The following is a 12,069-nucleotide window of genomic DNA, read 5'->3' as shown; positions in this document are numbered from 1 at the left end:
TTACCTTTCTGGGTGAGGTGGAAGTGTTAGAGGTTGAGGTAGGCGCGCTGCGTGGTCGTCGTGGAAGGTGCGAGGAACCCGAACTTCTTCTTCACGGCGCCGGGGGTGCTGGCGGAGGAACCGAAGTTCGTGAGGCTTGCCGAGGTGCCGCTGACGAGTGCCGCGAGGCCGGCGTCGAACTTCGCACCGGCGACGACGCGAGCGTTCTCGACCACGAGGTAGGTGTCGCGGCCGAAGGAGGTGCTGGCGTAGTACGTGGCGCTCGGAACGAGCGCGGGAGCGGTGCCGGTGAAGGGCGTGGTGCCGGCAATCGGGCTTCCGAGCTGAACGCCGGCGACGGTCGTGGAGTTGGTGCCGGTCACACCGTTGGCCTGGGCGACCCAGCTGGCGACGGAGAACGGGATGATCTCGCCCTCAGCGAGCACGGTTGCGTCGTTCTCGGGGGTTGCGTTTCCCACGTCGGAGACGCCGGGCGCCACGGTCGTGCCCGAGGCGTAGCCGATGGCCGGGAGGAAGAAGTTGCGGGTACCCGAGCCGGCCTGGGGAAGACGCGGCTTGATCGCAGCGCCGTCGACCGTGGTCAGGGTGCCGTCGAAGATCTGCTTGAGCTGCACCGGGGTCAGCGTGGCCCAGGCGGCCGTGCCGCCCTTGTAGGCGTAGGCAACAGCGTCACGCGCGTAGGGCACGTAGAGCAGCTGGCCCGCGGCGTTGGCGTTGGAGCCGGGGCCGCTGGACGAACGAGCGATGTCGACCTGGCCGGTGATGACCTTGGCAGGGGTGGTGTTCGTTCCACCGGCGGAGTACGGGTTGCCGGTGATCGAAGCGCGCAGCGCGTTGACTCCCGCGCCGGAGCCAGCGGGACGGCCGAAGAACGGTCCGTTCGGCTTGGTCTGGATGGCCGCGCTACCGAAAGCGTCGAAGTTGCCGAGTGACGTGCCGTTCGACAGGATGCGAACGAAGGAACCGCTCGCGCTGGTGCCGTTGGTGAGGGCGTTGGTGGAATCCTGCAGGGTGTCCGATCCAACGAGCACGTAGCTGTTGGCGACGGGCTCGGCGTTGGCGGGCGTGAATGCGAGTCCGGCGAGGGCGATGCCCGCTGCGGCGCTCAGTGCGACGATCTTCTTGATCTTCACGAGGGTGCGATCCTTTCAAGGGGGTTTACCGAGCATCCGCGAGCGCGGCCGCTTCGACTTGTAGCTGCTGAGTTACTAGGTGCCGTCTCAGACGCTGGCAAGAGTGTGGGCATCAGAGGCGTTTCCTCTTCATGCGGGTGATTCCGGGAACCAGCAGAGCGGAGAGCAGGCCGGCGAGAACGCTGCCAGGGACCGCGTTCTGCAGCGCGGCGGCGGCGGGGTCATCGGGTGTGGCCTTGCCGGCGAGTGCCAGAACGGCTTCGCCGGTGGCAGTGGGCGGGGCGGGAGCCACGGGCACCGGTGCCAGGGTTCCGACCGCGGCGGGCTTGGCCGGCGCGACCGCCGCCGGCGGGGTGGGCGCGGGGGCGGCTACGGGAGCGGGCGGCGATTCGAGGACCGCGGCGGCGGCAAGGGCCTGCGCCTTCCACCCCGCCGGAATGGGCGCGTATCCTTCGGGAAGCTGACCCGCCTCGGTGCCCCGCCGCTGGCCGTCGGTCACGGCGTAGCGGATGAAGTCTGCGTAGGAGGCACGCACGTCGTCGTCCGCCATCGTCGGGCTGGCTGCCGCATAGACCGGAAGGGTGAGCGGGTACGCCGTCTTGGCCCCGAGAGCGGCAGCCGACTGCGGATCGAAACCGTAGACCTGGGACTGGCCCGCCGAGGCGGTCATGGCTGCCGCGCCGGCGGTCATGGACTCGATGGTCGGGGTGACGTACTCCCCCGCGGGGTTGAGAAGGGCCGCGGTGAAGACCTGATACTTGGCGGCGGCCGAGGTGTCGGTCAACCCGAGCACCCGCTGCACTCCCGGGAGGCTTCGGGCGGTTTTGGAGTACTTCTGCGGAACCGAAGTCGGATCCCAGCCACCGAGCACCTGACCGTTGCCGTTGAGCACCAGGTTGCCGCCCGATTCGAAGTTGTTCGTGTACGGGCGCCACGTCACCAGGTTGACCGGGGCAGCGACGCCGTCGGCCGGCTGCTCGATCGGGTCGGCCTTGGGGAAGTCGTCACGCGGCACCTCGAGAGCGGTGCCCGTCGGATTGCTCCCCGCGTCCGTGGAGCTGTAGGGGTTCACGACCATCCCGTACTCGTCCGGCTTGCCGGCGAGGAACTCGGAGGCGGCAGGGTCCGAGGCGACATAGGTCCACAGGGCGGTCGCCCCGTCGGAGCGCCCCTGCGGCAATAGAAGGTCGCCGAGGGAAGGGCTCACGAGCGCCTGGTTCTTCCACTCGGGATTGATGGCGAGAAACTCGGGGTCGTACGTGATGTTGCGGGCGTTATGACCCGGGCTCGCAGCGCTCTCGTATTTGACGTGCTTGCGGTTCGCGCCGTAGGGCAGCGAATCGAGATAGGAGTTCGTCAGCAGTTTCGCCACGAGTCGCGGGTTGAGATTGAGGCTGGTGAAGGGCATGCGCGCTTTGTCTTTGCTGGACTGGTCCGCGCTGTCGGCCGGCTCCCTGTCGACGGCAAAGGAGATGGCGACGCCCGCGACCGCGATCGGTGCGTAGGCCAGAGTGTCCGCCTGGTCGGAGACGAGCGCGCGCGACGTCAACGCGAGAGGTGCCGTTTCGGTGCCATTCGCCGCGAGCGCGGCGTCGGCCTCGGTGCCGGTGAGCAGCGTGTAGACGGATCCACCGTCTGCGGTGCAGAGCGACGGCTGCCACGAAGCGACGGCGTCGGCCGCGAGCTCGCTACCCGCCACGAGCCGCTCGGATGCTCCGATGGCACACCGTACGCCGGCGGGGCGGAAGTCGAGCTTGATGGCGAGCTTGTGCTTCCAGGTGTCCCAAAGGAGACCCGACTGCACGATCCCCGCCTCGCCCTGATCCGCGGTTCCGCGAGGGATGACCACGAGCCAACAGGACGATCCGGAGACGCTCCCGTCCTCGGCCTCGATGGGTGTTCCGCAGCCGAGCCCCTCGGACTGCACTACTGTCTGCAGCTCGATCTTCGCCGAGCCGGTACCGTCGCTGCCCGTGCCCGCCCAGCTGACCTCGTTGGTGGTGTACGGGCCGAAATACTTGTTGTTGTTGACGTCGGTGGTGACCACGGTGCCGTCGTCTTTGAAGAGCCGGTGGCCGTCCCTGACGTTCTCCACGATGTCTTCGGGCTTCCCGGTGGCCGCCCGGAAGGGGATGGAAGTGTAGGCAGAGGAGAGTCCCTCTTTCGGCGCCGTGTAGTTTTTATCCGCTTCCGCAACGACGTTGCCGTCTCCGCGGTTGCTGTCCCGCGACGTGCCGGGCGTGTTGTAGCCCCCGTACTGGCAGGTCGTGCGGTCGGGTTCGGCGGGTGCGTCGGGGTTCTTCTCGTCTTTGGGTGCGTCTCCCCAGCACTGCATGATCTGCAGGAAGTTCTCGCCGCCGGTCTGGCCGCTGGGCGGCGTCGACTTCTTGCCACCGGTCCAGCTGACCACCAGACCCTGTCCGACGAGGTTCTTGGTTTGTGAGACGGTGACGGCGAGGTCAGGGAACGGTGCGTTTCCCCAGTCCGGGTCTTGCTGGGTTGCCGAGATGGTGGCCGCCGTCGATGCCACGGCCGCGTCTGCCGTCTGGGCCGGGATGACCACTCCGCCGATGGTGAGGAGAGCGCCGACGACGAGCATCGTGGAGACGCCGGTGATGCCCGAAATGAGTCGGGTGCGGCCTGCGCCGGCAGCGGGTCGATTGGGCAAAGCGGTCTCCAGTGCTGAATTCTCAGCGGATTCTCGGGTGAAGTCGATTGAGATTATTGGCGGTCAGTGGCGCTCAGATGAACGGATGCGGAACTACCTCTACCCGCCGACAGTCCGGTTGGGGGTGACCGTCCAGGGGGTACGCGAAAGGTCCTCGCGGGTGCGAGAAATGGCTATTGGCCGGGGCTTTTCCCGCCGGCGCGCTTGAGGCGCCGCGACAGGACCGGCGGTAGTGCTACCGCGGCAACGACGAGGATCCCCGCGAACAGCATCACGAACTGACTGCCCCCGAAGCCGGTGTCGGCCAGGGTGAACGGCGACGAGACGGCGCCGCCCGAAACGCCGCCCGACAGCAGTGCCCCGTTCGAGTCGTACAGAGCCGTGTCGGTGGTCCCCACGGCCGCGTCAGCGGCGCCCGCCCCACCAGCGGCCGCGGCTGCTGCAGCCGCCGCGGCTGCCGCAGCTGCGGCTCCACTCTCCGCGGTCGGCGGCGCCACGATGGAACCGGGGGCGCACACGCTTGCCGCGGCGGGGGCGCCCGGAATGCGCTTGACCTGCTCGAGTCCGGCCATCACGAGGTTCTCGGGGAGCGGCGAGTAGCCGAGCACCTCGGCCTGCTTCTGGCCCTCGCAGAGCATGTAGTTGGAGAACGTGCTGAGCGACGCGCCCTTCTGCGTTGTGAAGTTCGCCGTGGTGGCGATCGGCACGATCATGTACGAGTAGCTCGACAGCGGGTACGCCACCGGGTCGGCGCTGTTGTAGACGCCCGTGAGGTCCTGGGTGAGGTAGTCCGGCGACGACTCGGTCGTGTTGATTACGGCCTTCTGCAGGGCGACAGCCACGGCCGCTCCCGTAGGCAGCACGTAGTTGCCCGAGGAGTTGAGCACCTGCGCCACGGGGAATCCCGACTTCAGCGCGTAGGAGTACTCCACGTAGGTGATCGCGCCTTCGCCGTAGTTCTGGCTGACGTAGCCGGCCACACCGAGCGAACCGCTCTGGGCCTTGCCGTTCTTCGGCGTCGGGTACTGCGAGGTGAGTCCGCAAGGAGATGCACCGGCGCACTTGTACGCCGACCACAGGGCGGAGTGCTGCTTCGACATCCACAGGCTGAACTGGGCGCTCGACCCGGAACCGTCGGAACGGACGACGGGCACTATCGCCCTGTCCGGCATGGCCAGGTCGGGGTTGTCCCTGACGATCTGCGGGTCGTTCCAGTTGGTGATGACACCCGTGAAGATCTTCGTCACGGTGTCACCCGCGAGACGGAGGTTGGTGACGCGTTTTCCGCCGATGTTGAGGTTGTACATAAACGACGTACCACCGGCGACGATCGGCATGTACGCGAACGGGGTCGAGGGCTTCTCGGGAGCTGAGCCGTCTTCCGGCTTGGTCTGGAACGGGATCTCGCTGATGGCGAAGTCGACCGAACCGGCGATGAAGTCCTGGCGGCCGGCGCTCGAGCCCGAGCCGGTGTAGTTGACCGTCATTCCGTAGTTCGCGGCCACGTTCTTGCGCCACTGGTCGAGAGCGTTCTGCGACCAGGTCGAACCGGTACCGGTGATCGGCACGTAGGTGGCGGCGTACGCGGCCTGCGCGTTGAAGGCCGAGGCGAATCCCCCGGTCATGAGGAATACGAGAACGAACGCGAGCAGCGTTCGAACGGGGCGGCGGGTTCGCGTCGTCACTGGGACGGCTCCTTCGGGAGGTGTTCGGGTTGTGTTTCGGGAAGTCGGGGTGCGGATGCCACGTGGGCGGGCTTTCGGCGTTCGGCGACGGGCGTGGCCGAACCAGCGTTCGCCATGCGCTCCATGTCTTCGGCAGACGCGGCCGCGACGCGCTTGCGCTGCGCGTCGGAGAGCTGGCCGGGGCCGCGACCGCCAATGAGGCGGGCGACGGTGAACAGCCCGAGCACGAGCAGCAACAGCACGGCGGCGGTGCCGAAGCCTCGCGCCACCATCGCGGGCTCGGGCGACTTGACGAAGTCGAAGACCTGCAACGGGAGGGAGATCATCGGTCCGGCGAACGGGTTGTAGTTCGTGACGGAGGTGATGCCGGAGGTCAGAAGCACGGGCGAGGTCTCGCCGATCCCCCGGGCCGTGCCGAGGATCACCGCGGTGACGAGTCCGGATCGGGCCGTCGGAAGCACGACGTGCCACACGGTGCGCCAGCGCGTCGTTCCCAGCGCGTACGACGCCTCGCGCAGGTTGCCGGGCACGAGGCGCAATACGACGTCGGAGGAGCGGATCACGATCGGCAGCATCATCACGGTCAGCGCCATCGCGGCGGCGAAGCCCGACCGCTGGTGGGTGATGAGCTGGATGATCGCGGCGTACACGAAGAGCCCCGCGACGATCGACGGCAACGCGGTCATGGCATCCGAAATCGTGCGCACGAAGCGCGCGAACCGTCCGCCGACCTCGTTGAGGAACACGGCCGTGATGATCCCGAGGGGGATGGTGATCGCGAGCGCGATCGAGATCTGGATGATCGTGCCGATGATGGCGTGCTGGATGCCGCCCATGGTCAGCGGGTCGAGCGGCCCGGTGAGCTGCATCGTCTCGGTGATGAAGTTGAGGTGCGGCAGGGCGTCTTGGGCCCGGATGATCGTGTACGCGACCACGAAGACGAGGGCGCTGAACAGCACGACGCCCGCGCTGACGAGCAGCACGGTCATGATGCGGTCGCGCACCTCCTGGGCGTCGGAGCGCAGGGAGACGAGCAGGCTGTAGAACGCGATGAACGACACGAACGCCACGACCACCCAGCCGACGGCCCCGGTGAGCGGCGTGAACCAGCCGAACAGCAGAGTCGCCAGCGCGATGGCGGCGACGAGCGCGCCGATGATGTTGAAACGCTCGTCGAGCGTGGCGCTGCGCAGCGTGCGGCGGGCGCCGATCGCGGTGTCTCCCGGATTCGGGGTATTCGTGCGCGGGGTCACCTCTTCGACCTCGAAGAGGGCGATGTCTGCGTCGCTCGCGCGGCGTGATTCGTCGATAACGGTCATCAGCTGGTCTCTGCTCCCGAGCGCGAACGCGCCACGATCGACGACGCGGTGAAGTTGACGATGAGGGTGATGATGAAGAGCACAAGCCCCGCGGCCATGAGCGCCGACAGGCCGAACTCGCTGGCCTCGCCGTAGCGCAGGGCGATGAGCGCCGAGACCGAGTTCGTGCCGGTCTTCAGCACCTCCCAGTTGATCGTGAAGATCGGCGAGATGATCATGTAGACCGCGATGGTCTCGCCGAGCGCGCGGCCCAGGCCGAGCATCGTGCCGCCGATGATGCCGCCGCGGCCGAACGGCAGCACGACCGTGCGGATCATGCCCCAGCGGGTCGAGCCCAGTGCCAACGCGGCCTCGCGCTCGCCGACCGGCGCCTGCGAGAAGGCCTCGCGCATGATCGACGTCTGGGTGGGAACCACCATGAGGCCGACGACGATCCCCGCTATGAAGGCCGAGGAGGTGAAGGCGCTGGCCTCCGTGAGAACGTCGCCCGAGGCATCCGAAACCCGGAAAATCGGGATCCAGGAGAAGTACGTGGAGATCCAGGCGGAGACGGGGATGACGTTCGCCTGCAGGAAGAACAGCCCCCAGAGCCCGTAGACGACGCTAGGGACGGCGGCCATGAGGTCGACGAGCGAGACGAGGAAGCCGCGCAGCTGGCCGCCGACGACCTCGGAGATGAGCAGCGCGGTGCCGAGCGCGAGGGGGATGGCGACGCACATCGCGATGATCGCGATGGTGAACGTGCCGAACAGGATCGCACCGATGCCGAAGACGCGCGTCTCGGGCGACCACTCCTGCTCGACGAGGAACGACGGTCCGGCGACGCTCAGGGCGTCTCCCGCGCGCAGCGACAGGAACAGACCGACGGCGAGCATGATGCCCACGGTCGTGGCTCCGGCGGTGAATGTCACCGTCTTGAAGATCGAGTCGGATCTTGACGGCTTCGAGGCGAGGGAACGCCGTTCGGTTATCGCGGTCACAACGCCCTTTCCGGGCGCGCCACGAGGGGGCTGTCGACCACGGAGTTGATCGTCACGGTGCCGGGTGAACGGTTGGGGCGCGGCGCGTGAAGGAGCGGTGACCGCGCACGCAACAACGACTATCCGCCCGTCGGAGGCGCCGTCGTGCTCGTCGGAACGGGCGTCGGCGCCGCCGAGGGCGTCGCGATCGGCGCCGGCGAAGTGGCGACGACGATCGTCACCGGGCGCCCGAGTTCGAGGGATGTCGCCTCCCCCGGTTCGCTGCGCAGGACGTTGCCGCGCGGGGTCGCCGTGTCGGTCTCGACCACGAACTGCGCCGTGAAGCCGGCGGCCTGGACCGCGGCTATCGCCGCGTCCCGCGTGAGGCCGACGGTGGAGGGCACCGCGTTGAACCCGCTCGCCACCACGAGGTTCACGGCCGTGCCGGGATTCTGCGCGCTGGCCGGCTCGGGCGAGGTTCTCAGCACGGTGCCGGCGGGGGCGGTCGAGGACTCCTCCGCGATCGAGCCGAGTGTGAGCGCTACGCCGGCCAGCCGGGCGCCCGCCGCGGCGACGGTGCCGCCCGTGACATCCGGGACCGCTACGGTCGCCGCGACGGGTTGCTGAGCAGGGGCGGTCGGGGTCGGGCTGACGGCGGTCACGCTCGGGGTGGGCAGCGTTGCGGCGTCGGCCGCGTCCAAGGCGCGCGGCGGGGTCACGGCGGTCGCGGAGAGGATCCAGGCGATGGCCCCGACGATCACGACGAGTGCGCCGAGAATGGCCCAGGCAGGCGAGCGCCCCTCGGGTGTGGGCGTCGGCGGTACCGGGGGCACGGGAACCACGGGCGCCAGGGGCGCGCGCACGGGTGTCGGACGGCTCGCGGGCGGCCGGGCGGTGAGCATTCGGGTGGTGTAGATGCGCCCGGCTTCGGTGGGGGCGGCGAGCAGCAGCGTCCGCGAGTCCGCAGCCGCGGCGGGGGTCAGCGCATCGATGGCGGCGAGCATCTCGCGCGCCGACTGGAATCGCGCCTCCGGGTGTTTGAGCATCGCCTTCACGACGAGTCGGTCGACACCGCGGGGCACACCCGCACGCCCCACCGACGGCACCGGCGGCGGGGTCGACACGTGTGCGCGCATCGTCTCGACGATCGTGGCGCGCTCGAATGGCGGCGTTCCGGTGAGCGCGAAATAGAGCACGGCACCGACCTGGTAGAGGTCCCCGCGCGCGTCGATCTCGCGCCCCTCGGCCTGCTCGGGCGAGAGATAGTTCGCGTTGCCGACGACGCCGGCCGGGCCCCCGTTTCCGCCGGCCGACAGCGCGGGCCGACCCGCGGCATCCGCCAGCCCGAAGTCGACGAGGCGAACATCGGCCACCTCGATTCCCCGATCGGGCGAGACCGAGATCATCACGTTCGCCGGAGAGACGTCGCGATGGATGAGTCCGCTGTCGTGCGCTGCGCCGAGGGCGAGCAGGATGCCGCGGACCACCGTCAGCGCGTCGGCGGCACCGAGCGGCCCACGCTCGTCGAGGTACTCGCCGAGGCTGACGCCGGTGACCAGCTCGAGCGCGATCCAGGCCAGCGAATCGTCGTGCACGCCGACGTCGAGCACACCCACGATGTTCGGGTGCTTGAGGCTCTCGGCGGCGCGCGCCTCGGCGAACAGCGCCTGCCGTGCCGCATCGTCGGACGAGAGGTGCGGGTGCAGGATCTTGAGCGCCACCGAGGTGTCGTCGCGGGTGTCGACGGCCGCGAACACCGAGGCGGAGCCGCCCGTGCCGAGCAGCTCGGCGAGGCGGAACCGGCCCGAGATGAGCCCGTCGGCTACCACGGAGCGCCCGCGTCGCTGAGCGCCCGAACCCTCCGGTCCGCGGGGCGTGCGGGGGCTTCGGAGATTGTCGCGAGCGCGAAGTCGGCGAGGGTCGTGAGAGCGGAGTGCATGCTCGTCGACGACGCTCCGAACCAGCGGCCCGACGAGATCACCGGTTCGCCGTCGAGCGTCGCGAGCCAGCCGTACTGGCTGGCCGACTCTCCGCGCACCACGGTGACGACGAGCGAATCGACGGCAGCCTGCAGCCGGGACACGTCGTCGCGGGCGGCCGCGTAGCTCGGGTAGGCGACCCAGCTGCGAGCAAGCTCACGGTTGTTCGACGCGAGCAGGCGCCAGATACCGACGCTGGACAGTTCGACGAAGCCGTGATCCGCCGGACGCCGGGGCGCGGCCACCGGAACCGTCTCGCCGAGGGGCCGCCCCGCACCGACGGAGTCACGGAACGACGCCCATCCGCGGTACTTCTGGTCCCGCGTCGACGTGAACGCGAGGAAGACGAGACTCGGCAACGCAGCCACCGTGGCCCCCTTGACCGATGCGTGGGGCGTGTCCGCGGCTACCCGCCACTGACAGCTTCCCCCTAGTGAACACACAGGTTCTCGCGCCCAGGTGACGCGGGGGGAAGCGCACGGCTACCGGGGGGTGTACGTGCAGTGACGGAACCGCGTCAGTTGAGCAGGTCTTCCAGCTCGAGCCAGCGGGTCTCCAGCGTGGCGATCTGCGTCTCGAGGCCCTGGATCTCGGTCGTGATGCCGCCCAGGCCGGTGTAGTCGCTCTGGTCGTGCACGGCCATCTTGGCGTGCAACTGTGCGATCTGGTCGTTCATCTTGGCGAGCTTGCGCTCCGCGGCCGAGAACTCCTTCTGCGCGTTGCGCAGCTCGGCACCACCCAGCTTCGGAACCTTCTTCTCTCCGCCCTTGCTCGCGGCGGGAGCCGCGTCGGCCTTCAGCTGGGCCATGCGGATCTCGAGGTACTGGTCGACCCCGCGCGGCAGGTGTCGCATCCCGCCGTCGAGAACGGCGTATTGCTGGTCGGTGACGCGCTCGAGCAGGTACCGGTCGTGGCTCACGACGAGCAGGGTGCCGGGGTAGGAGTCAAGCAGGTCTTCGATCGCGGCGAGCATGTCTGTGTCGAGGTCGTTGGTCGGCTCGTCGAGGATGAGCACGTTCGGCTCGTCGAGGATGATGAGCAGCAGCTGCAGGCGGCGCTTCTGGCCACCCGACAGTTCCTTGACCCGGGTGGAGAGCTGGGCGCTCTGGAAGCCGACGCGCTCGAGCAACTGGCTCGGCGTCATCTCTTTGCCGCCCGCGATGTACGAGCTCTTCTGGCGGCCGAGCACGTCGCTGACACGGTCCTCCCAGATATCCTCGAGTTCGCCGAGCTGCTGGGTGAGCGTGGCGACCTTGATGGTCTTGCCACGCTTCACCTTGCCGGTCGTGGGCATCAGGCTGCCGGCGACGAGGCTGAGCAGGGTCGACTTTCCGGCTCCGTTGACGCCGAGGATGCCGGTGCGCTCGCCGGGAGCGATGCGCCACGTCACATCCTTCAGCACCTCTTTGGTGTCGCCGGTGGTCTTGTCGGTGTACGAGACGTACACGTTCTCGAGGTCGACCACGTCTTTGCCGAGGCGCTGCATGGCCATCGACGCGAGGGTGACCTTGTCGCGGGGCGGCGGCTCGTTGGCGATGAGCTCGTTGGCCGCGTCGATGCGGAATTTCGGCTTCGTGCTGCGGGCGGGGGCACCGCGGCCGAGCCAGGCGAGCTCCTTGCGCATGAGGTTCTGGCGCTTCGACTCGGAGGCCGCGGCACTGCGGTCGCGCTCGACGCGCTGCAGGATGTACGCGGCGTAACCGCCCTCGAAGGGCTCGATGATGCGGTCGTGCACCTCCCAGGTGTCGGTGCAGACCTCGTCGAGGAACCACCGGTCGTGAGTCACGACCATGAGCCCGCCCGCGTTGGTCGACCAGCGGCGCTTGAGGTGCTCGGCGAGCCAGGCGATGCCCTCGACGTCGAGGTGGTTGGTGGGCTCGTCGAGGAAGATGATGTCCCAGTCGCCGACCAGCAGTGCGGCGAGGCCGACGCGGCGACGCTGGCCACCCGAGAGCTCGCCCATGCGGGCCTCCCAGGGGATGCCGCCGACGAGGCCGGAGATGACGTCGCGCACGCGGGCGTCGCCCGCCCACTCGTATTCGGGACGGTCGCCGACGATGGCCTCGGCCACGGTCAGTTCGTCGGGCAGATTGTCGGCCTGGTCGAGCATGCCGAGGGTGATGCCGCCCCGGCGGGTGACGCGGCCCTCGTCGGGCTCGATGCGTCCGGAGAGCAGGCGCATGAGCGTCGACTTGCCGTCACCGTTGCGGCCGACGACGCCGATTCGCTGGCCCTCGTCGATTCCGATGGTTACGTCGTCGAAGATGACGCGGGTCGGGTATTCTAGGTGGAGGGATTCTGCTCCGAGAAGATGGGCCATTCGACC

Annotated in this window: 8 protein-coding genes; all 8 read right to left on the bottom strand. The window is 68.6% G+C overall.

The window, feature by feature from the left end:
- Positions 1-26: 26 nt before the first annotated feature.
- Positions 27-1,133 (bottom strand): hypothetical protein, encoded by a 1,107-nt coding sequence (locus tag IEV96_RS15890; RefSeq protein ID WP_188511706.1) that lies wholly within the window; start codon positions 1,131-1,133, stop codon positions 27-29.
- A 112-nt stretch (positions 1,134-1,245) separates the two neighbouring features.
- Positions 1,246-3,801: a hypothetical protein gene (locus IEV96_RS15885; RefSeq protein ID WP_188511705.1), complete on the bottom strand. Its 2,556-nt coding sequence runs from the start codon at positions 3,799-3,801 to the stop codon at positions 1,246-1,248.
- 173 nt (positions 3,802-3,974) lie between these two features.
- Positions 3,975-5,486 (bottom strand): phosphate ABC transporter substrate-binding protein PstS, encoded by a 1,512-nt coding sequence (gene pstS / locus IEV96_RS15880; RefSeq protein WP_229733462.1) that lies wholly within the window; start codon positions 5,484-5,486, stop codon positions 3,975-3,977.
- Positions 5,483-6,805, bottom strand: a complete 1,323-nt coding sequence (pstA, locus tag IEV96_RS15875) for a phosphate ABC transporter permease PstA (RefSeq protein WP_188511704.1) — start codon at positions 6,803-6,805, stop codon at positions 5,483-5,485. Before pstA ends, pstS begins: the two co-directional genes overlap by 4 nt.
- Complete coding sequence (gene pstC / locus IEV96_RS15870) at positions 6,805-7,785, bottom strand: phosphate ABC transporter permease subunit PstC (RefSeq protein ID WP_188511703.1); 981 nt, start codon at positions 7,783-7,785, stop codon at positions 6,805-6,807. Before pstC ends, pstA begins: the two co-directional genes overlap by 1 nt.
- Positions 7,786-7,904: 119 nt before the next feature.
- On the bottom strand, positions 7,905-9,593 hold the full coding sequence (locus IEV96_RS15865) for a protein kinase domain-containing protein (RefSeq protein ID WP_188511702.1): 1,689 nt from the start codon (positions 9,591-9,593) through the stop codon (positions 7,905-7,907).
- Positions 9,587-10,111: a hypothetical protein gene (locus IEV96_RS15860; protein WP_188511701.1), complete on the bottom strand. Its 525-nt coding sequence runs from the start codon at positions 10,109-10,111 to the stop codon at positions 9,587-9,589. The genes IEV96_RS15865 and IEV96_RS15860 overlap by 7 nt, the downstream gene beginning before the upstream one ends.
- A 149-nt stretch (positions 10,112-10,260) precedes the next feature.
- Positions 10,261-12,063 carry an ABC-F family ATP-binding cassette domain-containing protein gene (locus tag IEV96_RS15855; protein ID WP_188511700.1) on the bottom strand — a complete coding sequence of 601 codons (1,803 nt, stop codon included), beginning with the start codon at positions 12,061-12,063 and terminating at the stop codon, positions 10,261-10,263.
- Between the last annotated feature and the right edge of the window lie 6 nt (positions 12,064-12,069).

The organism is Conyzicola nivalis (assembly GCF_014639655.1).
Classification (GTDB): domain Bacteria; phylum Actinomycetota; class Actinomycetes; order Actinomycetales; family Microbacteriaceae; genus Conyzicola; species Conyzicola nivalis.
This window is presented reverse-complemented; position numbering and strand designations above follow the sequence as displayed.

What these genes read in the sequence shown, in the direction of transcription:
- pstA (WP_188511704.1), bottom strand. Translation starts at nt 6,805, where the DNA reads ATGACCGTTATCGACGAATCACGCCGCGCGAGCGACGCAGACATCGCC.
- IEV96_RS15855 (WP_188511700.1), bottom strand. Translation starts at nt 12,063, where the DNA reads ATGGCCCATCTTCTCGGAGCAGAATCCCTCCACCTAGAATACCCGACC.